At 67.4% G+C, this 20,787-nt stretch carries 21 protein-coding genes; 8 read left to right on the top strand and 13 right to left on the bottom strand.

The features are described 5' to 3' along the window. The first annotated feature begins 103 nt into the window (after nucleotides 1-103). Nucleotides 104-703, top strand: a complete 600-nt coding sequence (locus tag LDO22_RS14925) for a hypothetical protein (RefSeq protein WP_224024211.1) — start codon at nucleotides 104-106, stop codon at nucleotides 701-703. Nucleotides 704-770: 67 nt separating this feature from the next. Here the strand turns inward: LDO22_RS14925 and LDO22_RS14920 are convergent, their stop codons facing one another. The 4 genes from LDO22_RS14920 to serS form a co-directional block, all read right to left on the bottom strand. Then, nucleotides 771-1,355 (bottom strand): histidine phosphatase family protein, encoded by a 585-nt coding sequence (locus tag LDO22_RS14920; protein ID WP_224024209.1) that lies wholly within the window; start codon nucleotides 1,353-1,355, stop codon nucleotides 771-773. A gap of 66 nt (nucleotides 1,356-1,421) precedes the next feature. Further along, nucleotides 1,422-2,309 (bottom strand): HAD family hydrolase, encoded by an 888-nt coding sequence (locus LDO22_RS14915; protein ID WP_224024207.1) that lies wholly within the window; start codon nucleotides 2,307-2,309, stop codon nucleotides 1,422-1,424. Nucleotides 2,310-2,550: 241 nt separating this feature from the next. Continuing rightward, nucleotides 2,551-3,288 (bottom strand): hypothetical protein, encoded by a 738-nt coding sequence (locus tag LDO22_RS14910; RefSeq protein WP_224024205.1) that lies wholly within the window; start codon nucleotides 3,286-3,288, stop codon nucleotides 2,551-2,553. 408 nt (nucleotides 3,289-3,696) lie between these two features. Next, a complete protein-coding gene (gene serS / locus LDO22_RS14905; RefSeq protein WP_224024203.1) occupies nucleotides 3,697-4,977 on the bottom strand; it encodes a serine--tRNA ligase in 1,281 nt (426 codons plus the stop codon). Between the two features lie 88 nt (nucleotides 4,978-5,065). On the opposite strand from serS, the gene LDO22_RS14900 reads away from it, so the two are divergent. Further along, complete coding sequence (locus LDO22_RS14900; protein WP_224024201.1) at nucleotides 5,066-6,163, top strand: diacylglycerol kinase family protein; 1,098 nt, start codon at nucleotides 5,066-5,068, stop codon at nucleotides 6,161-6,163. Between the two features lie 52 nt (nucleotides 6,164-6,215). On the opposite strand, the gene LDO22_RS14895 is transcribed toward LDO22_RS14900, so the two are convergent. The 3 genes from LDO22_RS14895 to LDO22_RS14885 form a co-directional block, all read right to left on the bottom strand. Beyond that, nucleotides 6,216-6,440 carry a hypothetical protein gene (locus LDO22_RS14895; protein ID WP_159634453.1) on the bottom strand — a complete coding sequence of 75 codons (225 nt, stop codon included), beginning with the start codon at nucleotides 6,438-6,440 and terminating at the stop codon, nucleotides 6,216-6,218. A 94-nt stretch (nucleotides 6,441-6,534) separates the two neighbouring features. Continuing rightward, nucleotides 6,535-7,515: a prephenate dehydratase gene (pheA, locus tag LDO22_RS14890; RefSeq protein WP_224024199.1), complete on the bottom strand. Its 981-nt coding sequence runs from the start codon at nucleotides 7,513-7,515 to the stop codon at nucleotides 6,535-6,537. Then, complete coding sequence (locus LDO22_RS14885) at nucleotides 7,515-7,841, bottom strand: rhodanese-like domain-containing protein (protein WP_224024197.1); 327 nt, start codon at nucleotides 7,839-7,841, stop codon at nucleotides 7,515-7,517. Before LDO22_RS14885 ends, pheA begins: the two co-directional genes overlap by 1 nt. Nucleotides 7,842-8,061: 220 nt before the next feature. Between LDO22_RS14885 and LDO22_RS14880 the strand changes: the two genes are divergently transcribed. The 3 genes from LDO22_RS14880 (at nucleotide 8,062) to LDO22_RS14870 (ending at nucleotide 10,914) form a co-directional block, all read left to right on the top strand. Then, nucleotides 8,062-9,468 carry an amidase gene (locus tag LDO22_RS14880; protein ID WP_224024195.1) on the top strand — a complete coding sequence of 469 codons (1,407 nt, stop codon included), beginning with the start codon at nucleotides 8,062-8,064 and terminating at the stop codon, nucleotides 9,466-9,468. Nucleotides 9,469-9,656: 188 nt separating this feature from the next. Then, nucleotides 9,657-9,884, top strand: a complete 228-nt coding sequence (locus LDO22_RS14875) for a hypothetical protein (RefSeq protein ID WP_159634465.1) — start codon at nucleotides 9,657-9,659, stop codon at nucleotides 9,882-9,884. 676 nt (nucleotides 9,885-10,560) lie between these two features. Continuing rightward, nucleotides 10,561-10,914, top strand: a complete 354-nt coding sequence (locus LDO22_RS14870; protein ID WP_308209022.1) for a LapA family protein — start codon at nucleotides 10,561-10,563, stop codon at nucleotides 10,912-10,914. Nucleotides 10,915-10,926: 12 nt separating this feature from the next. Here LDO22_RS14870 and LDO22_RS14865 read toward each other — a convergent pair whose 3' ends face one another. Genes LDO22_RS14865 through LDO22_RS14855 form a run of 3 tightly spaced genes read right to left on the bottom strand, consistent with a single transcriptional unit; the run spans nucleotide 10,927 to nucleotide 15,103 of the window. Next, nucleotides 10,927-12,459: a carboxyl transferase domain-containing protein gene (locus LDO22_RS14865; RefSeq protein ID WP_224024193.1), complete on the bottom strand. Its 1,533-nt coding sequence runs from the start codon at nucleotides 12,457-12,459 to the stop codon at nucleotides 10,927-10,929. Between the two features lies 1 nt (nucleotide 12,460). After that, the gene (locus tag LDO22_RS14860) at nucleotides 12,461-13,684 is read right to left on the bottom strand and encodes a CoA transferase (protein WP_224024192.1); all 1,224 of its coding nucleotides are present in this window, start codon (nucleotides 13,682-13,684) and stop codon (nucleotides 12,461-12,463) included. Nucleotides 13,685-13,732: 48 nt separating this feature from the next. Beyond that, nucleotides 13,733-15,103, bottom strand: a complete 1,371-nt coding sequence (locus LDO22_RS14855) for an SLC13 family permease (protein WP_224024190.1) — start codon at nucleotides 15,101-15,103, stop codon at nucleotides 13,733-13,735. A 131-nt stretch (nucleotides 15,104-15,234) separates the two neighbouring features. On the opposite strand from LDO22_RS14855, the gene LDO22_RS14850 reads away from it, so the two are divergent. Together LDO22_RS14850 and LDO22_RS14845 are read left to right on the top strand one after the other, a co-directional pair. After that, the gene (locus tag LDO22_RS14850) at nucleotides 15,235-15,933 is read left to right on the top strand and encodes an FCD domain-containing protein (RefSeq protein WP_224024188.1); all 699 of its coding nucleotides are present in this window, start codon (nucleotides 15,235-15,237) and stop codon (nucleotides 15,931-15,933) included. Nucleotides 15,934-16,072: 139 nt separating this feature from the next. Continuing rightward, complete coding sequence (locus tag LDO22_RS14845) at nucleotides 16,073-17,518, top strand: cytosine permease (RefSeq protein ID WP_224024186.1); 1,446 nt, start codon at nucleotides 16,073-16,075, stop codon at nucleotides 17,516-17,518. Between the two features lie 91 nt (nucleotides 17,519-17,609). Here the strand turns inward: LDO22_RS14845 and LDO22_RS14840 are convergent, their stop codons facing one another. After that, on the bottom strand, nucleotides 17,610-18,116 hold the full coding sequence (locus LDO22_RS14840) for a DUF4190 domain-containing protein (RefSeq protein WP_224024184.1): 507 nt from the start codon (nucleotides 18,114-18,116) through the stop codon (nucleotides 17,610-17,612). A 34-nt stretch (nucleotides 18,117-18,150) separates the two neighbouring features. Continuing rightward, the gene (locus LDO22_RS14835) at nucleotides 18,151-18,723 is read right to left on the bottom strand and encodes a LysE/ArgO family amino acid transporter (RefSeq protein ID WP_224027255.1); all 573 of its coding nucleotides are present in this window, start codon (nucleotides 18,721-18,723) and stop codon (nucleotides 18,151-18,153) included. Nucleotides 18,724-18,817: 94 nt separating this feature from the next. Here LDO22_RS14835 and LDO22_RS14830 point away from each other — a divergent pair, with 94 nt between their 5' ends. Beyond that, a complete protein-coding gene (locus LDO22_RS14830; protein WP_224024182.1) occupies nucleotides 18,818-19,747 on the top strand; it encodes a LysR family transcriptional regulator ArgP in 930 nt (309 codons plus the stop codon). Here the strand turns inward: LDO22_RS14830 and LDO22_RS14825 are convergent. Further along, nucleotides 19,707-20,663 (bottom strand): nuclease-related domain-containing protein, encoded by a 957-nt coding sequence (locus LDO22_RS14825; protein ID WP_224024180.1) that lies wholly within the window; start codon nucleotides 20,661-20,663, stop codon nucleotides 19,707-19,709. The genes LDO22_RS14830 and LDO22_RS14825 overlap by 41 nt on opposite strands. Between the last annotated feature and the right edge of the window lie 124 nt (nucleotides 20,664-20,787).

Here is a 20,787-nt window from a genome sequence, read left to right as displayed (position 1 = left end):
GCGATGCGGACTCCCAGCCGTTTGCCGGGGTGGGGACCGGCGGGCCGCCCAAGGCGAAACCGGCCGTTTCGCAATTCCTACTTCCGGGTAGTGTGGACCCAGAATGTTCACCCTGACCATCAACCAGACGGACAGCCGCCGCGACGGCGACCAGGTGCCGCAGCTGCTCAAGGCGCTGCGGCACATTCCCGCGCGCCTGGATTTTGACAGGTCGGTCGAGGACGAAGTCCAGGGGATCGTCGACTGCCCGCACCAGGCCGTGGACGCCGCGCTGATCGCGCTGCGAAGCGGGCACTGGTACGTGGGTATCGGAGCGGGGCCCGTGAACGAGCCGCTGCCCAACCAGGTCAAGGACGCGTCCGGGCACGGCCTGGTCTATGCGCGCCGGGCCGTGGACCGGCTCCGCACCAGCAAGGAGCGGGTGCCGGTTGCGGTGGAGGGGCCACTGGTCGACGTTGCCCACGACGCCGAAGCAATCCTGCGGCTGCTGGGCCATATCGTGCGCGACCGGTCAGGCGCGGAATGGCGCGTGCTGGACCTGCTGACCCCCGGGGTCCGCGGCCAGCAGAAAGCGGTGGCGCAGGAGCTGGGCATCACCACCCAGGCCGTCAGCAAAGCGGTGGCCCGGGCACAGTGGAATGAGGAACACGCCGCCCGGCCCGCTGCCGCGAGACTGCTGGCGCTGATCCTTGAGGTGCGCTGAGCGCTGGTGGGCTGACCGCCTGAGCCGGGTCCCGCCGTCGTCAATTGCCGCAGGGCTTTTCCGGGCTTTAGCTCCCGGTGGCGGCCAGGACCGGCTCACCGTTGAAGTACTCCAGCTTCCAGCCATCGATCGCGTGGTGGTGCGCCAGGTTGAGGGCCGCATTGTCCACGCTCGCCAGCGTCTGGCCGATGGCGCGGCTGAGGCTGACGCGCAGCAGCGTGCCATGCGTGACCACCAGGAGCCGCTGGCCGCGGAACTCCCCGGCCAGGGCTTCCAGCGCTGCGAGGCCGCGGTCGGCGGCTTCGTCTTCACTTTCGGCGCCCTTGAACCCGCCGGGCACGCGCAGCGCCTCCAGCTCGGGGCCGGCCTGCATCCCTTCGGCCGGGCCGAAGCTGCGTTCGGTGAGTTCCGGGACGCGCCGGGCCACGGTGAGCCCGAGCCCTTCGGCGATCAGGTCCGCGGTCTCGGCAGCGCGGCTGAGCGGGGAGGAGACGATGGCGTCCCATTCGTACGGAGCCAGGATGCCGACGGCGTCCCGCGCCTGGCCGCGTCCGACGTCGTTCAGGGGGATGTCGGTTGATCCCTGCAGCCGGCGCTCGGCATTCCAGTCGGTCTGGCCATGGCGGACGAGGGCGAACGTCGTAAGGGTCATGCCTCTATTCTGCCTTGGCTCCAGGCCCGCACCGGAATCGCGGCAGCGGACGGTGCCCTCAGCGCCTTAGAGGAGGCTGCGCAGCACGTGGGCGGCGCCGTCGTCGTGCACTGAGTGAGTGACTTCGTCCGCTGCGGCGACCACTTCCGCCGGGGCCTGCCCCATGGCGACGCCGCGGCCGGCCCAGGTGAGCATTTCGATGTCGTTCCGGCCGTCCCCCACCGCAACCGTCAGGTGTTCTTCGAAGCCAAGGCGGACCCGCAGGTTTTCCAGGGCGCTGGCCTTGGTCACACCCGCTGCGGCGATGTCCAGCCACGCAGTCCAGCCCACCGAGTAGGTCACCCCCGCGAGGCCCACGTGGTTGATGGCCTCGTTGAACTCCTCGGGCGTGTTTTCGGTGCTGAACACCACCACGCGGACGGCTGTTGCCTCCAGCATGGTGTGGAAGTCGACGCCTACCGCCTCCACCCCGAAGCTGGCATCCTGGAACCGTTCGGTGGAGAGGAAGTTGCCGTCAGCGTCCTCAAGCGCATACTTGGCGGACGGAAGCCGTTCGCGGAGGGCACGCAGCGCCGGGGCGGGATCAAACGTGGCTTTGTGGATGACCTCGTAGCCGTTGTCCAGTTCCGGGTGGAGCCGGAGGGTCACGCCGCCGTTGCAGCAGACGGCGTACCCGCGCTCGATGCCGATCTTCTCGATGATGGGAAGCGTGGCGTTCAGGGAGCGGCCGGTGGCGATCATCACCTCGTGCCCGGCGGCCACGACGGCCTGCGCGGCTTCCCGTACGCCAGGGGACATATGCCCGTCGTGGTTGACCAGGGTGCCGTCCACGTCCAGGGCGACCATGAATTTCCGGTCCACCGCGGCGAGGCTGATGTTGTTCTGGTTGTAGTCTCGATTGTTGTCTCGCCGGTCATCGTTGCCGGCGACTGAGGTTTCAGTCAGCGTTGTCATCCACATAGTGAAGCAGACCTAACTGACACGCGCTAGGACGCGGACCACAGGTTTATTGAACTGTTGGTTAACACGGCGGGTTTCCACATGGATGCGCTTGCCGGCGCGTGCCTTCACCCCGGCCCTGAGCGGTCCTGTCCGTTAGGAGGGCACTTGATTCCTCGAATCCCGACCTTGTTCGCGCATCCGCGCCTTCAGCGTTCCGATCGGCGAACAAGGCTCTGATTCAGGCGGCGGCAGGCTACGGGCGCGGGCGGAGGCCTGCGGCGAGGAGCTTGTAACGCAGCTTGTTTGGGTCCGTCAGGTCTGCCCACCCCCACCGGACGAAACCATGGCCGAGGGCACGGATCCGGTCTTCGCGGAGCTTCTCCCGGTAAACAGCCTCCTCTGCGCTGATCCCGTTCCGCCGGGCAAACTCCACGTACTTCCCTTTGCCGTCGAATTCACCCACCACGCTTTGCCGGGGCCACCAGAAGTCACTCCTGCCGATGAAGCCGGCGCCATCCCTGAAGACCTGCTGAAGGACCGGTTGCTCAAAGCCGAGGAATTCAAAGACGGCACGGCTGTAGGACTCACCAACCGACTCCGGCTGCGGGCTGGCAAGGCCGGCCGCACGCTCCGCGCGGCAGCGGGCAGCAGCGGAAGGAAGGGCCGCTATGCCAGCGGCAATTTCCGGCACGGACAGGAGGCTGACACCCTCCTCCAGCACGCCATCTGGCAGTAGCCTGCGGGCGGCCCCGTCCGCGAGCACCAGGGCCTGGCTAAGCTCCGCTGAGGCCAGTACGTCCACGGTGGTCTTGGTGAGCCCTGAACAGAGGAACTCGCCAAAGGGCACGGCATTGAACCCGGTCATAAGGCGGTACCGAAGCGGATAGGAACGCGTGCGGCGGACGTTCCCGGCGGAAGCGTCCCCACCCAGTACCAGCAGCGGCGAATTTCTGACGCCGCTGCGGCCGGGAAGCGTTGTGGCAAGTTCCACGCAGGGTGGCGTTCCAAGTGTTGGCAACCCACTGGCCACCGCTGCCGTAAGCCCGCACAGAACTGCACCTTTGACTGACCTGGCAACTGCCGTCGTCGTCCATTCGAAGCGCCGGGAGGGCAGTGCACGAAGCCAGTCTTCGGTGGGAACGTAGAAACCCCGGCGAATCCGCACCAGTTGCCCCGCTTTGAAGGCACGGTGCACGGCATCAGTGCCGGCGCCTGTGCGGAGAATGGCGGCAGTATCAATCAGTCCCGGCGGTACATCCATGCCATCATGATGCGCGACAGTGGAAGCAGGGATACGGGGCCGGCGCCTGCATGTGGACAACCACGAGGCGGACCTAAGCTCGTCCGCGGATCAGAACCACGTAGGGTCGGATCCGCGAACAAGCTTATGAGTGGAAGCCTAGAGGACCGGGAGGACCTCGAGGCCGCCCAGGTACTTCTGCAGCGCCTTGGGGACGTTGACGGAGCCGTCCGCGTTCTGGTGGTGCTCAAGCAGCGCCACGATCCACCGGGTGGTGGCCAGGGTGCCGTTCAGCGTGGCCACGGCGCGGGTGCCCTTGGAGACGCCTTCCGCGTTGACCACCCGTTCACGGATGTTCAGGCGGCGGGCCTGGAACGTGGTGCAGTTGGAGGTGGACGTCAGCTCGCGGTAGGCGTTCTGCGTGGGGACCCAGGCTTCGCAGTCGTACTTGCGTGCCGCGGAGGTGCCGAGGTCGCCGGCCGCGGTGTCGATGACCCGGTACGGCAGCTCGCACTTGGCCAGCATTTCCTCTTCCCAGGCCAGGAGGCGCTGGTGCTCTGCGGCAGCTTCTTCAACCGTGGTGTAGATGAACATCTCAACCTTGTTGAACTGGTGCACGCGAATGATGCCGCGGGTGTCCTTGCCGTGGGATCCGGCTTCGCGGCGGTAGCAGGAGCTCTGGCCCGCGTAGCGGATGGGACCGGCGGAGAAGTCCAGGATCTCGTCGGCGTGGTACCCGGCCAGGGCCACCTCTGAGGTGCCAACCAGGTAAAGGTCGTCTTCGGCGAGACGGTAGATCTCGGCGTCGTGCTTCACATCGAAGCCGGTGCCCTGCATCGTCTCGGGGCGCACCAGGGTGGGGGTGATCATGGGGATGAAGCCGGCTTGGATGGCCTGGTCCATGGCCATCTGCAGCAGTGCCATCTCCAACCGGGCACCCACGCCGCGCAGGAAGTAGAAGCGCGCGCCGGAGACCTTGGCGCCGCGTTCCATGTCGATGGCGCCGATCAGCTCACCGATCTCCAGGTGGTCTTTGGGCTCGAAGTCGGGGAATTCGCGCGGGGTGCCAACGGTCTTGACCACCACGTAGTCGTCCTCGCCGCCCTCGGGAACGCCGTCCTCCACCAGGTTGGGGATGGTGCGCAGCAGTTCTTCCTGCTTGGTCTGGGCGGCATCGGCCTCTGCGGACGCGGCCTTGACCGAATTGGCCAGCTCCTTGACCTCGGCCAGCAGGGCCTGCTTCTCCTCGCCCTTGGCCTTCGCTACCTTCTTGCCGAAGGCGTTCTGCTCCGCGCGGAGGTTCTCGAAGCGGAGCAGGGCCTCGCGGCGGGCGGAATTCGCGGAGATGATCGCGTCCACCACTGATTCGTCCGCGCCGCGGGCGCGCTGGCTGGCACGGAACTTGTCCGGGTTTTCGCTGAGGTCTTTTACGTCGATCACCAGACAAGGGTATCCAATTCAGTGCACGACGGCGGGCGCGCGGCCCCGTGCGGTCCCCCGCCGTGCGCCGGGCTACTGTTGAAGCACCATGAGCGACTGGATTCTCTACCTGCTGATTGCGGTGGCGCTTGCCTTCGCCACGTCCAGCTGGTGGGGGGTGCGCCGCCTCAAAGCCCTGCATGTGCGCAGCGCCGTGGCCGGCGAAGCCTACGACTCAGGGCTGGCGCGACAGCGCGTGGCCGTGGTCCTGAATCCCATCAAGGCGCGGGCCGACGAAGCCAGGGGGATGATCCACAGGGCCTGCCTGGCCGCCGGCTGGGAGGAACCGGTCTTTTTCGAGACGACGGCGGAGGACCCGGGCTTTTCGCAGATGCAGGCTGCGTTGGCGGGAAAGCCCGACGTCGTCCTGGTGGGCGGTGGCGACGGCACCGTCCGCGTGGTGGCTGAGGCCCTCGCGCACACCGGTGTTGCCATGGGCCTGATTCCGCTGGGCACGGGAAACCTGCTGGCCCGGAACGTGGACCTGGATGTGAACGACCTCCACAGCAACGTCCAGACAGCCCTTTTCGGCCGCCAACGGTACATCGACACCGCCCGGATGGCCATCGAGAACTCCCGCACAGGCCATTACTCGGAGCACGTCTTCCTGGTGATCGCCGGTATCGGCATGGACGCCGAAGTCCTGGCCGACACAAACGCGGGGCTGAAGAAGGCCGTGGGCTGGCTCGCCTACACCGAGGCCGGCGTGCGCCACCTTCCGGGCCGGCGCAAGAAGGTCTCCATCGCCCTGGATGACAACCCGGAGCAGGTCCGGAACATCCGGAGCGTGCTTTTCGCCAACTGTGGGCTGGTCCCCGGCGGCATTGATTTCATCCCGCAGGCCATGATCGACGACGGCATGCTCGACGTCGTGGTCATGAGCCCCCGCAGCGCCCTGGGCTGGCTGCTGATGTACGTGAAGATCATGTTCAAGCACAGCGGAAAGCTGCCCATCATGACCGTCTACCGGTCAGTCAAGGTGGTCATCAAGTGCCCCGAACCCATGCCCACACAGCTCGACGGCGACACGGCGGGGGAAGCCACGCAGCTCACGGTCCGGGTGGAGCCCCGGTCACTCCTGGTCAGGGTCAAAGGACAGGTACAGGACAGCGGTCCCGTGCATGGAAGCGCACACGCCGCACGGTAGCGGACGGCTGAAGCGGTGCCGCGATGCGGCCCTGAATCAGTAGTTGGCGCCGTCAGGCCCCGGACTTCTTCTCTGCCTCAGCAGCAGCTTTCGCGTCCGCATGGGCTTGTTTGGCAGCAGCATGGGCTTCGGACTGCTCGCGGATCATCGCCTGCTCCTCTTCGAAGCGCAGGCGGTCAGCACGGTCGGCGTCGTCCCCGTCCCAGTCCTGGTTATCTCCCGTGGGCTTGGGATTGACGATCATCCCCTGGCCGTCGTTGTCAGTGCTGCTGGTCATGACCCGCTCCCTTCGTCAGGGGCCATACCCCGTGTGGATCAGGCAAGCATACGCATTGTCAACACCCCACGGAAGTACTTCGGAAGGCATTTACCTACGCTTTGGGCGAAGCCCCGGAACCGCTTTCACCTGCGGTGGATTCCGCGGCGAGTATGGATTGCACCCACGTCCGGGCCGCTGCGAAAGCTTCATCGGAGGTATGTGCGGGGACCAGCGTGGCCTGCCGGTCAGCCCTGGCATACGAGCCCAGGAAACGGGTGCTTGGACTGATGCGGTGCAGACCCGCCAGCGCGTCAGCGACCCTCGCTTCGCCGACGTGGCCATCGGCGTCGATGCTGAAAAAGTAGTGGCCCAGGTACTGGCCTGTGGGGCGGGATTCAATCCTGCTGAGGTTGACGCCGCGGCTGGCGAACTGGTCCAGGATCTCCATCAGGGCGCCCGGCCGGTCCTCCGGAAGCGGGACCACGACGGTGGTTTTGTCCGCGCCGGTGCGCTCCGGCAGCGGCTCAGGCCGGCTGACCAGGATGAAGCGCGTCACCGCACCGGGGTTGTCCCCGATATTCTCCGCCAGGACCGACAGCCCTGGATGCTCCCTGGCCACCAGCGGTGCGCAGATCGCCGCGTCGTAGTGACAGTTCCCATCCAGCAATCCCAGGGCCGAGGCGGCAGTCGAGGAGCCGGGGACGTATTCCGCATCCGGTATATTCCGGTCCATCCACAGCCTGCACTGCGCCCACGCATGACCGTGGGTGGATACCCGCCGCACATCCTCCAACCGCACGCCGGGCCGGGCTACCAGGACAAAGCTGATGGGAACCAGGACTTCGCGGATGATCCGCAGTTCCTGGCCGGTGGCGATGGCGTCCAGCGTGGCGGTGACGCCGCCCTCCACCGAGTTTTCGATAGGGACCATGGCGGCGTCTGCCGAACCGTCGCGGACCTTGTCCAGGGCAGCGTTGACGTTCGACGCCGGCACCCGGACAGCCTGGGCGGCGTCAGGCACCTGCAGCAGGGCAGCCTCGGTGAAGGTGCCTTCGGGGCCCAGGAAGGCGTAGGTGCGGGACGTGCCGCCCACTAAAGGACCAGGGGCTTGAGACCGTTGTCCGAGACGAGGGGCTTGCCGGATTCGAGCCACTGGTCCATTCCGCCGGACACGTTAATGGCTGTATACCCCTGGCCCGTAAGCCATTGGGCAACGCGGAAGGAGCGGCCGCCCGTGCGGCAAATGACGTAGACGTCCTCGTCCGGGTCGAGTTCGCCCAGGCGGGCCGGAATCTGGTCCATGGGAATATGGACAGCGCCTTCAGCGTGGCCGGCAACCCACTCGTAATCCTCCCGGACGTCCAGGATCACGGCGTCTGCGGGGACGTCATGGACGGGGACGGTATCGAAATCGCTCATCGGAGTCCTGTCTTGGCGGATCTGGCGGATCAAAGTCAGGTTTAAGCCTAGCCCTTCCGCCCCGCTTCGCCCGGATCACAGCGGAAAAGGCTGCAGGTTAGGCTGGTGAAGGCCCAGGAGGTTTCCATGTCCCAGCAGCTGACAGCCCTTCCCGCGCCACCGGCATGTCCAGGCCGGAGCGCCGGGCCGCAGCCGGGGAGATGCCACCGGGGGTGCCATCGTGACTGAACTTCACGATCTCCCGGCGCTGGCCCTGCGGGACCTCCTTCGCAGCGGAGCGGTGTCCTCCACGGACGCCACTTCCCACTTCCTGGACCGGATCGGTAGCCAAAACCCCCTTCTGGGCGCCTTTATTACAGTGACGGCGGACCAGGCCATGGCGCAGGCCCGGGCGGCGGATGCCCTGCGCTCCCGCTCGGAGGCCGATGACCTGCCCCTGCTGCATGGCATGCCGGTTGCGTTCAAGGACCTCACTGATGTGGCGGGGGTGGTGACCACGCACGGCAGTGCCGCCCTGGACCACAAACCAGCCCCCGCAGATGCTCCCCTCGTGGCCCTGTTCAAGGATGCCGGCGCCATTTCGCTGGGCAAGACCCAGGTGCCCGAATTCGGACTGACGGCCTACAGCGAGAACCGCATCGCACCGCCGTCGCGCAATCCCCATGCACCCAGCAGGAGTTCGGGAGGGTCCTCCGGCGGCAGCGCAGCCGCTGTGGCCGCAGGACTGCTGCCTTTTGCCCCCGGAACCGACGGCGGTGGATCAGTCCGCATACCCGCAGCCGCCTGTGGCCTGGTGGGGCTCAAGCCCGGCCGCGGGGTGGTGGCCGCCGGGGAAAGTACCGGCGACCCTGCACGGCTGGTGGCGCCAGGCCCCCTCGCGAGGAGCGCGGAGGACGCAGCACTGATGATGGACGTCCTGGCACCAGGGAACCAATACCTTTCGGCGATCACGCAGGAGCCACCCCGGCTGCGGATCGGCGTCACGCTGGACAGCCCGTGGTCCAGCACGTTTCCGTTCACGCCGGACCGGGAGGCCCTGGACGCGCTCCAGGCCGGCGAAACCCTCCTGGAACAGGCCGGCCATACCCTTGCTGACGCCGGCATCCGCTACGACAACCGCTACCCGGACGCCTTCACCACCGCGTGGACCGCCGGAGTGGGCGCTGCCCGCATCAGCCCGTCCCGGGAAGCGCTGCTGGCGCCCCTGACCCGGACCTTCCGCCGGCGCGCCCAGCAGCGCAGCCCGGCGAAGCTGGCAGAGGCCTTGGCATTCCTCCGGCAGTTCCAGCACGACACCCTGGCACAGTACGGGCAGTGGGACCTGATGCTGATGCCGGCGCTGGCACAGACGCCGCGGCCGGTGGGCTGGTTCACCGGCACCGCCCACGGCGGTGACCGCTGGCCGTCGGCCCAGTGGCCGGGGGATGCCGACGGCGACTACCGGAAGCAGTGCGAATACGCGCCATGGTCCTCGATGGTGAATGTGTGCGGACTGCCGGCCATCACCCTCCCTGTTCACTGGACCGGCGGTGCCGCCGGGAGCGGACTTCCCATGGGAATCCAGCTGGTGGGCCCCATGGGATCAGAAGCCCTCCTCCTGCAGGTGGCGCGGCAACTGGGGTATTAGGGGCCAGTTGCACCGGGCGATCTTGGCTTCCAGGCCAGCTGGAGCCCGTGGGAGGCACCGGCGTGGGTGACGTTGTTGACCTGAACATAACGCCGGGTTAACCCGCCCGTAACCCCCGCGGCCGCAGACTGGAAAAGCACGTTTCAGCACCCTCCACCCGCCCTCCGCCTGACGAGGAGTTGCCCACAATGAACGCTGAATACCCTGCCGCCAGCCCCGGAACCACCGTGACGCCAGACGAGGAACGGCCGGACCTCAGCAACTCCAACGTCAGGGAGGACCTTGCCATGGCTGGCCGCTGCGCCCTGGTCCACCTGCCGACGGGCCGGACCTGCCTCCTGCCCATCCGCCATCAGGGGCCCTGCGAGTTCCACCGCCCGCAGGAGGCGCAGGACGTCGTGGCCAACGGCACCTGACAGTCCCCGGCGCCACTCTGCGCCGGCACCCTGCCTAAGACCCGATGCCCCGGCGCTCCTGCCCCACAGCCCGAACCCGCTGATACCCGCTGCCGCGTGCCCCGCTGCCGCACCCTCGACTCCGGCGCCAGGCAGGAGGACGATTAAGGGGCAGTCACCAATGAGGAGGTCTGTGATGTGCTACGCATCGAGCAAGGACTTCGGGTGGGGCGCAAAGAAAGAAACCAAGCGCCGGCCTGAAGCGGAACCGGAAACCCCTGCGGAAAATCCCGGGAAGCCGGTTAGGGCACAGGAATTCACGTTCTGGGCCTTCCCCAACTGGCGCAGGACGCCTGCGCCACGCACCCCCTCCGCTGAAAAGAGCAAGGAGAGGGTCTGACGCCGGGGCAGTAATGCCCCGGACGGGAGTCACTGGAGGGGTCACCGCGCTGGGACCCCTCCAGCACCACGGCCCCCTGCAACTCTCCGCCGAAATGCAGCCGCTGCGGCGCCTCGTCGTTCAGGCCGTTGTGCTGCGGTGACCCTGGCGTCTATGGTTGAACCGTAAGCATGCTTAGCATTCTGGGAAGAGGACACTATGAGCGCAGGACAGAGCACGCCTACACCTGACAGGCAGCCGGAGTCAGAACACGCCACGGCACAGCCCCTCCCCCCGGAAACTCCGGCGGAACGTCCTGTGGGGCACGGCAACGCACCCTCTTACCGGGCGGATGTACCGGAAACGACGGGCGCCAGGGGTCCAGCCACCACGGCAGGGGCCGGCCCCGAACGAAAAGTCACCCGCGCTGGCGTCATCTGGGCCGCAGTTGTGGCCGCCCTGGTGCTCCTGATCCTGCTGATCGTCTTCATCCTGCAGAACCAGGAGCTGGTCCTGGTGAAGTTCCTGGGCTTTGAGGGGTCCGTCCCGCTGGGCATGGCGCTGTTCATTGCCGCCGTGACCGGCGGCGTGCTGGTAGCCGTGGCGGGCGGCGCGCGCATCCTGCAGCTACGTTCAAACGCCCACCGGGACAGGGTCCGGCAACGCAGGTAGCCGCCGTCGACCTCAGAAGGCGCCCAGGTTCGCGAACTTCCGGGCGCGGGCGGCGACGAGGTCAGGTACCGGAACATTGGCCACCGAACCCAGTTCGTACTCGATGGCCCGCGCCATCCGGGTGCAGAAATCGCGCGGCTCCAGTGAAGCATCACCCCGCTCATCCACGATGTGGTCCACCAGGCCGCTGGCATACAGGGCAGCGACGTCAACACCCTGCGCCTGGGCCATGGCGGGCGCGAACGCGGTGGTGCGGTGCACAATGGCGCTGGCGCCTTCCGGAGGCAGTGGCGAAAGCCAGCTGTGCTGGGCGGCGATGGTCCGGTCAGCGGGCAGCAACGCCAGCGCCCCTCCCCCGGCGCCCTGGCCGAGCAGCACGGAGACCGACGGCGATTCGAGCCCGATCAGTTCGTACAGCGACCGCGCAATTTCCCCGGCAAGTCCGCCCTCCTCCGCTTCCTGCGAGAGGGCTGCACCGGCAGTATCAATGACGGTGAGCAGTGGCAGCCGCAGCTCCTCCGCCAGTTTCATGCCGCGTCGGGCCTCGCGCAGCGATCCCGGGCCCATGCCGGCGGCGTCCTTCCGCAGCGGCCGCGCATGCCCCAGCACGATGCACGGCTGGGTGCCAAAGCGGGCCAGTGCCAGCAGCAGTCCCGGGTCCTTTTCCCCCTGCCCGGTTCCGTTGAGGGGCAACGCGTCCGTGGCGCCGATCTTCAGCAGCTGGCGCAGGTCCGGCCGCCGCTGCCGCCGTGAAATCCCAATCGAGGTCCAGGCATCAGCGGTTGACGGCCTGATGTCCAGGGTTTCGGGCGGGGCGGGCACCGTCGCCGGCATGGTTCCGCCGCCGGCGCCCCCGTTCGCCGCCAGGATGTCCAGCGCGCGGCCCACCAGGTCGGCCAGGTCGCCGGGTTCCACCACGCCGTCGATCAGTCCCTTGCTGAAGAGGTTCTCCGCCACCTGCACGTTCTCCGGGAACGCTTCGCCGTACAGGGCCTCGTAGACGCGCGGGCCCAGGAAGCCCAGGAGGGCGCCCGGCTCGGCGACGTTGATGTGGCCCAAAGACCCCCAGGATGCCATCACGCCGCCGGTGGTGGGGTGCCGCAGGTAGACAAGGTAGGGAAAGCCGGCCTGCCGGTGTGCGCGGACTGCGCCGGTGATTTTCACCATGGACAGGAACGCGAGCGTCCCTTCCTGCATCCGGGTCCCGCCGGACGCGGGACCGGCCAGGAGCGGGAGCCCTTCAGCAGTGGCGCGTTCGACGGCGGCAACGATCCTTTGCGCCGCCGCGTGGCCGATCGAGCCGGCAAGGAAGGAGAATTCACTGACGATCAGCGCCACCCTGTGGCCGCGGATCAGTCCGGCGCCGGTGATGACGGACTCGTCGGCGCCGCTGCGTTCGCGCGCCCTGGCCAAATCGCCGGCGTATTCCCCGGACAGCGCGGGTTGTTGGGGTTCGGTGTCCCAGGAGACAAAGGAGCCCGGGTCCACCACGGTTTCCAGGAGCTCGGTGGCGTTCATGTGCCGCACCTTTTCCGCCGTCGCCATGCTACTTTGCCCCGGAAGCCGCAGCGGCGCCGGCCGTCGTGAGCCCGAGCCACTCCCGGATCGACTGCCCGTCCTCATCGAGCAGCGGCGGCGCGTCGTGTTCGGTCAGGGTGGTTTCCGCGGCGTCGCCAGGCGCGAAGAACCGCAGCGGCGGCCCGGGCAGGCTCACCTTTCCAAGCAGCGGATGCTGTACATCCACCACGAGCCCCTGGGACGCCACCTGCTCCCAGGCGTACACCTCGTCCAGCGAGCGCACCTTGCCTGCGGGGATCCCGGCGTCGTTCAGCTTTTGCAGCAGCTCCACCGCACCGTACTCCGAGAAGGCGCGTTCGACGGCGGCAATCACCTCCGCCCGGTTCCGCACCCTTTCGGCGTTGCTGGCGAAGCCCGGGGCAGCCGGGTCCAGGCCAAAAGCCGCGGCAAAGGACTGCCAGAGCTTCTCGCTGCCGACGCTGATCTGCACGCTCCCGTCCTTGCAGTTGAACAGGCCGTAGGGGGCAATGGAGGGGTGGTGGTTGCCCTGGGCCTGCGGAACCTCACCCGCAACGGTGGTCCTGGTGCCCTGGAAGGCGTGGACGCCGATCAGGGATGCCAGCAGCGAGGTGCGCACCACCTTGCCCTGCCCGGTCCGGTTCCGCTCAACGAGGGCCGCCAGGACGCCGAACGCCCCGTTCATGCCGGAGAGCAGGTCGGCAATGGGCACGCCCACGCGCTGTGGATCATCCGGCCCGGATCCGGTCAGGGACATCAGCCCGGCCTCACCCTGGAGAATCTGGTCGTAGCCGCTGCGCTGGGATTCGGGACCGTCGTGGCCAAAGCCGGTAATGGACAGGATCACCAGGCGCGGGTTGATGGCGTGCATCGCCGCGGTGGAGAAGCCCAGCCGGTCCATGACCCCGGGCCGGAAGTTTTCGATCACCACATCCGCCCGCTCCAGGAGCCCGCGGAGCACCGCCTGGCCGTCTTCGCTCTTCAGGTCCAGGCTGATCGATTCCTTGTTGCGGTTGCAGGACATGAAGTAGGTGGACTGCAGGTCGTCTTCGGGCCCCACGAAGGGCGGGCCCCAACCCCGGGTGTCATCGCCCGTACTGGGGTTCTCCACCTTGATGACGCGGGCACCGAGGTCTGCCAGCATCATGCCGGCGTGCGGTCCGGCCAGCGCCCGGCTGAGGTCGACGACGATGTGCCCGGCCAGGGGGCCTTGGGAAGTTTCGGCGGTGCTCATGTGCTGGGTTTCCTTTCGTAAGTAGGGCGGAGGCGGTTGCGATGCCGGCTAGAGCCAGCCGGGAACCACCAGCGTCAGCCAGGCCAGGATGGGGCCTGCCACGATGACCACCCCGCTGTACCCGAGGATGCGCTTGTAGAACTTGTCCTTGTCCACGCCCTCCGGCGCGTTGGCCAGCACCAGGGCGCCGTTGGTGGAGAAGGGTGAGACGTCAACGATCGTGGCGGACACTGCCAGGGCGCAGATGACGCCGACGGCGCCGATTTCGCCGGTGGAGAGGAAGGGGACGGCGAGCGGGATAAGGGCCGCCAGGATGGCGGTGGAGGAGGCGAAGGCGGACACCACGGCGCCGATGAAGCAGATGATCAGGGCTGCGAGGAGCGGCATTCCCATGCCGGCCACGCCGCTGGAGACGAATTTGATGGTGCCGGCTTCCTCGAGTACGCCGACGAAGGTCAGCATGCCGCAGATGAGCAGCACGGTGGACCAGCTGATCTTGTTGATGGCGCCCTTCTGCGCGGCGGGTGAGACGAGGGCCAGCACGATGGCGATGGTGATGGACACGAAGCCGACGTCCATCTTGAAGCCGAGGGCCACGACGGCCAGCACGATCAGGCCGGCGATGGTGACCAGCTGCGGGATCCGGTCCTTGCGTTCCTTGGTGGCGGCGATGCCGTCACCCGCAGGGTCCCGGGGGCCGTACATGCCCGAACCGAAGCCCTTGAAGGGGACGTCGCCGCCGGCTGCCTTAGCGCCGACGCTGACGGACATGCGGGCTTCTGCCGCCTGCTCCACGAAGTGCCCCACCTTGGAGGACAGGAGGTTCCTGCCGCCCAGGACCACGAAGAGCACCACGGCGATGACCAGGTTGAAGATGAAGCTGGACAGGAACAGCGCGGTGGGGCTGAAGGCAAGGTCGGTCTTGGCCAGGATGCCGTTGACGGTGACCCCGTACACCGCGATCGGTGAGAAGCCGCCCGCCTGCGCGCCGTGGATCACCATCATGCCCATCAGGAGCGGGCTGATCTTGTACTTGCCCGCAAAGCTCAGGGCGATGGGGGCAATGATGGCGACGGCGGCGGGAGAGAGCGCGCCCACGGCCGTGATGACAGCGGTGATCGCGAACATGACCCATGGGATCAGGGCGACGCGGCTGCCCACCAACTTGACGGCACCGCGCACCAGGAGGTCGATGGTGCCGTTGTTCTGGGCGATGGCGAACAGATACGTGACGCCCACGATGGTCAGGAAGAGGCCGCCGGGAAAGTTGGCCAGAATCTCGTTGGTGGACATGCCCAGCACCACGGAGCCGAGCAGGAAGGCACCGACGAACGCGAGGGCACCCATATTGAGGGGCAGAACGGTGGCGAGCAGGAACATCGCCGCCAGGATGATGATCGACAAGACAGGAGCGGACATCGTTGGTCCTCCGTTGGGGGAAAGAATGTGACGTGAGTTACTGGCTCACTGGACTAGCCTCTTAGACAGTGAGTCTATCTGTCAATAGAACGAGGGAGTATTCTGGACCGGTAGACCCAAGGGAGGGCTTTGTGGAGAAGACAGCACGGCTGGGCCTGGAACGCGTGACGCGGCCACGGCTGTACGAGCAGCTGGTGGAACAGATCCTTGCCTATATCGAGTCCGCCCAGCTGAAGCCCGGCGACCTGCTGCCGGCCGAGCGCGACCTTGCCGAGCGGCTGGGCGTCTCCCGCGCCACTCTCGCCCAGGCACTTGTGGCCCTTGAGGTCCTGGGCGTCATTGACGTGCAACACGGCACCGGAGCGGTCCTGGCCCGGAGGCCCAGCGTCGCCTCGGTGGTCAAGGGCCTGCGTGAACACCAGAGCCGGCTGCCGGAAATCGTGGAAGCCCGCAGCACCCTGGAAGTGAAGCTTGCCGCCCTTGCCGCGGAACGCCGGACAGACCAGGACCTCGCCGCGATCGACAAGGCCCTGGACGTCATGGCACAGGAAATCAGTGACGGCGACCGCGGCACCCACGGTGACGAGCTGTTCCACCGGGCGATCACCGGCGCAGCGCATTCGTCGGTGCTGGCACAGCTGATGGCTTTCATCGCGGAGATGATCCTGGAAACGAGGATGGAATCCCTGGGCCAGCCCGGCAGGCCGGAACAGTCGCTGGCGTCGCACCGGAAGATCGCGGATGCCGTACGTGCGCAGGACGCTGCGGCAGCGGCCGACGCCATGCTGGCGCACATCGAGCTCGTCTCCGACGTGGAGCTGCTCCGCTAGCAGCCGCACGCACCGGGCACCCCGCGGCGACACGCCGGGCTGTCTGGCTCCCCGGACAGCTGCGCCTGAATCGCGGTGTTTCCGCGGCGCGAAAACCGATGTGATGGACCTTACGTTTTCATCACTGAGGAGTTTGGCCATGGCCGGAGGCAGTACCGCCGTAGAGGCACGTTCGATCGACATGATCCCGCCGGGTGAGCGCCACGGCCACCCGCGGGGCCAGTTCACGCTGTGGTTCGGCGCCAACGCGCAGATCACCGCCATCGTGGATGGCGCCCTCGCGGTGGTATTCGGGGCGGATGCCTTCTGGGCCATCGTGGGCCTGCTGGTGGGCAACGTGCTGGGCGGCGCCGTCATGGCCCTCCACTCTGCCCAGGGCCCCAAACTGGGGCTGCCCCAAATGATCTCCAGCCGCGCCCAGTTCGGCGTCTACGGAGCGGTGATCCCGCTGGCGCTGGTCATCCTGATGTACGTGGGGTTCGCCTCCACGGGCACCGTCCTCTCGGGGCAGGCCATCAACCTCATGCTGGGAGTGGACACTCCCGCCGTCGGGATCCTCATCTTCGGTGCCGCCACCGCCCTGCTGGCCGTCCTGGGCTACAAGTACATCCATGCGCTGGGCCGCATCGCCACCGTGCTGGGCCTGGCCGGGTTCCTGTACCTGACAGTCGCCGTCGTCACCAAGTTCGATGTCACCCAGGTGATGATGGTCAAGGGCTTCGAATGGCCCACCTTCCTGACCGCCATTGCCCTTGGTGCGGGCTGGCAGCTGACCTTCGGCCCGTACGTGGCCGACTACTCCCGCTACCTCCCGGCCGACACCTCGGAGCGCAAGACGTTCTGGTACACCTTCGCGGGCTCGGTGGGCGGCGCGCAGTGGGCCATGACCCTGGGTGCACTGGCCGGCGGCCTGTCCGCCGCCAAACTCGGCGGGGACTTCCTGAAGAACCAGGTGGGGTACATGGGAGACCTTGCCGGCGGCGGCCTGATCGCCATCTTCATCTACCTGATGATCGTCACGGGCAAGCTGACCGTGAACTGCCTCAACGCCTACGGCGCCTTCATGTGCGGCGTCACCATCAGCACCGCCGTCAACCGCCGGGACACCGTCTCCAAAGCCGTCCGGATCGCGTTCATCGTGGCCGTCATCGGCGCCAGCGTCCTCATCGCGCTGTTCGCCAGCAAGGACTTCCTGAACCTGTTCAAGAACTTCGTGCTCCTGCTGCTCATGGTGTTCACCCCCTGGTCCGTGATCAACCTCGTGGACTACTACAAGATCTCCCGCGACCGGCTGGACATCCCGGCCCTCTACAACCCGGACGGACGTTACGGCCGCTGGAACGCCGCCGCCCTGGTCTCCTATGGAATCGGCGTCGTCATCCAGGTCCCGTTCCTGGCGCAGTCGCTGTACACCGGCCCGGTCACCAAGCTGCTGGGCGGCGCGGACATCTCCTGGCTCGTGGGGATCGTTGCCACCCTGGCCATCTACTACCCCTGGGCCAAGGCAACCAACCGCGCCCCGGCGGCGTCCATCTATCCGGACCGGCCGCTCGAGGTGCCAGCCCCCGAGGCAGTGAAGGGGTAAGGGTCGCTGTTTCCGTAAGCACGACGGCGGGCTGGGCATCAGGTGCCGCGGGCGCCTTTCGTGCCGGATCGGCGCGCCTGGCACCTGCCGGTTAGAACGTGCCGGTGTTTGACCCGGCGGTGCCGGCGACGGCCACGCCAATGATGAACAGCAGCCAGAGCGCCCCGTACCCCAGCAGGCAGAGGTAGCCCAGCACCAGGCCGGTAATGGACATCCCCTTGCCCGAGGGTTCGCGGCGCAGTGCCAGGTGGCCGGTGATGATGGCGGCGAACTGGGGAAGCAACAGCCAGCCCATGATGACCGAGGCGATGCCGCAGACCATGCTGGCGATGCTCAGGGTCTTCGGTTCCACAGTTCCGCCGTAGTAGGACGGCTGGCCGAAATACTGGGGCTGGCCATACTGGGCCTGGCTATATGGTGCCTGTCCGTACTGCGGCTGGTTGTACTGGGCCTGCCCGTACTGCGGCTGGTTGTACTGGGCCTGCCCGTACTGGCCTTGCCCGTACTGGGCCGGTGGCCGGTACCCGGGCCATGGCGAACCGTTGGGCTGGTTTTCGGGACGCTGGTAATCGGGCCCCTGGGACGGCTGGTTGGTCATGATTCCTCCCCTGCGAATCTGGCTACAGCCTACTTCAGTGCAGGATCAGACGGACGGCCAGGACCACCATCAGGACGCCGATGGCAGCGTCGATCCACCGCCAGGTGCGGGGGCTTGCCAGCACTCCTGCGAGCGCCCGCGCCCCGTACCCGAGGACTGAAAACCACAGGACGCTTCCGGCCACGGCGCCGCCGGCGAAAGTCCAGCGCAGGTCAGGACCCTGCTGGTTGGCAAGGCTGCCCAGCAGCACCACGGTGTCCAGGTAGACATGCGGGTTGAGGAATGTCAGGGCCGCCGTGGTTGCGATGACCGAACTCCTGGACCTGGGCGCCTGTTCCGCCAGCGCGGCAGGCCTGGCCGCAGCCATAAAGGACCGCACCGCGAACCACAGCAGGTAGGCGGCTCCCGCCCAGCGCAGGACTTCCAGCACTCCGGGGAACCGGGTGACCAGCGCCCCGATACCCGCCGTGCCGGCCACGATCAGCAGGGCGTCACCAGCCATGCAGACGGCCACCACTGGGCCAATGTGCTCCCGGCGGATACCTTGGCGCAGCACAAAGGCATTCTGGGCGCCGATCGCCACGATCAGCGCCAGCCCGGTCAGCATTCCCGTAATTCCTGCAGCCCACATACCAATGACCGTAAGATTCCCGCTCAGTGAAGGCAAATAACGGATTCTTGATTGTCATTAGAATATCTTCATGAACCTCGAGCACTTGAAAGCCCTCGCCGCCGTCATGGACGAAGGAACCTTTGAGGCCGCGGCAGACCTGCTCCGGATCACGCCGTCCGCGGTGAGCCAGCGGATCAAGGCGCTGGAAGCATCCGTGGGCCAGGTCCTGGTACGCCGCCGGGTGCCCTGTACCGCCACGGACGCCGGTGCGCTGATGCTGCGGATGGCCCGGCAGGTGCAGGTACTCGAGGCGGAAACGTCAGCAGCGCTGGGGGCGGGGTCGCCGGCACGGGCCCACCTGCCGGTGGCCGTGAACGCCGACTCGCTGGCCACGTGGTTCATTCCGGTCCTGCACCAGGCCGCGGGCTGGGAGGACTCTGCACTGGACCTCCACGTGGAGGACCAGGGCTACAGCAGCCAACTGCTCCGCGACGGTGCGGTGATGGGCGCGGTGACGTCCGACCCCGTCCCGGTCAGCGGGTGCCGCGTGGAACTGCTGGGATCCATGCGCTACATCCCGGTGGCCGCCCCCGCGCTGCGCCGCCGCTTTTCCGCCTCCGGCAGGGTGGACTGGGCGGCAATGCCGGTGCTGAAATTCAACACGAAGGACACGCTTCAGCAGCAACTGCTCACCGGAAAGAGCGTGCCTGGACTTCCCCCCACGCACACCGTGCCTTCTTCCCAGGGGTTCCTGGCAGCCGTCACGGCCGGCCTGGGCTGGGGAATGATCCCGGAGCTTCAACTCACCGGCGAACTGGCCGACGGCGTCCTGGTCCGGCTGGAGGAGGACACCCACCAGGATGTGGCCCTCTACTGGCAGGCGTGGGCCCTGGATTCAGACCGGCTCGCGCGGCTGGGCGCGGCTGTCCGGACGGCCGCCGGAACCCTGCTGCAGCCCGGGGGCGGCGGCCGGGAAGCTAACGGGCCAAGTAGGGCAGGATATAGACGGCGAAAATAACGAATGCAGCCAGCAGCGCCAGCTTTCCTCCGCTGGTACTGCCGTGCTGCTGCGCTTTGGCGTTCCGGCCGTGGCGCCCCGGGCCGGCCGGTCGCGCTGACCGCTTTTTTGCCGACACCCCAGCCGTCCCGCTGGTCCCCTGGCCTGCCGGTTTTTCCCGTGGCGGCAGGGCCCGGCCGGCGGGGTGCCGCGCTGCACTGCGGGCCCTGGCGGCCTCGTCGCCGGAGCCGGTTTTACGTGCCGGGGGCACCGCGGGGCCGGCTGGGGGCAGCGCACCCGCCGGGCGCACCACCGTTCCCGGGCGCACGTTGCGCAGGGCCGTGATGCCCGGCTCCTGCTCATGCGTAAGCTGCCGGCCCAGCTCCTCATAGAGGCCCACGACTGCCTGCTGGTCAAGGACGGCAGGCAACGCCTCGATGGCCCCGACAACCCGCTGGGAACCGGCCACGGCGACGTCCGAGGCCGTCACCCCGAAAAGGTCCGGCTGCGCAGCCATGCAAATGAGCGGACGCACCAGCCTGCGGTGCGGCGGAGCCAGCACCGAGGCGACAGCGGCGCACTGGGCCAGGGCGCCCTCCACGGCCTGGGTCCGCGCGTAACGGCCCTGCCACAGCACCCCGGAAGCCACCCGCACCTCACCGGTCCAGTTCTTCGAATCCACCACCACCACGCCGCCCGGGCCCACCAGGACATGGTCCAGGTTTGCCTTTGGCCTGCCCGGCCAATGGACATCGTGGAGTACGTACCAGCCGCGGGGAACCAGATCGCTGAGCTTGTCGGCCACCATCCGCTCCCCCACCGCACCGGCGTCCCATGCCTTGGTGGAATGTTCGGCCTGGTCCAGCCGCCGCTTCAGCCGTGCAACGCGCTCGGCAGCAAGCCTGGACTGTTCCGCTGCCCCGTCTCCTGCCCCCATTGGACGTCCCCGTTTCCTTGCCGGACAGGACGACGCCGGCGGCCCGCCGTCGTCCGTTCCTTTCGCGTGTTTTCGTGGAATTTTCTTGAAATTAGCAGGGCACGGAAGGCCCGGTATATAGGTA

The organism is Arthrobacter sp. NicSoilC5 (assembly GCF_019977395.1).
In the GTDB taxonomy this organism is placed as follows: Bacteria; Actinomycetota; Actinomycetes; order Actinomycetales; family Micrococcaceae; genus Arthrobacter.
Note: the sequence above shows the minus strand (reverse complement) of the source record. Positions and strands in the feature narration are given on the sequence as shown.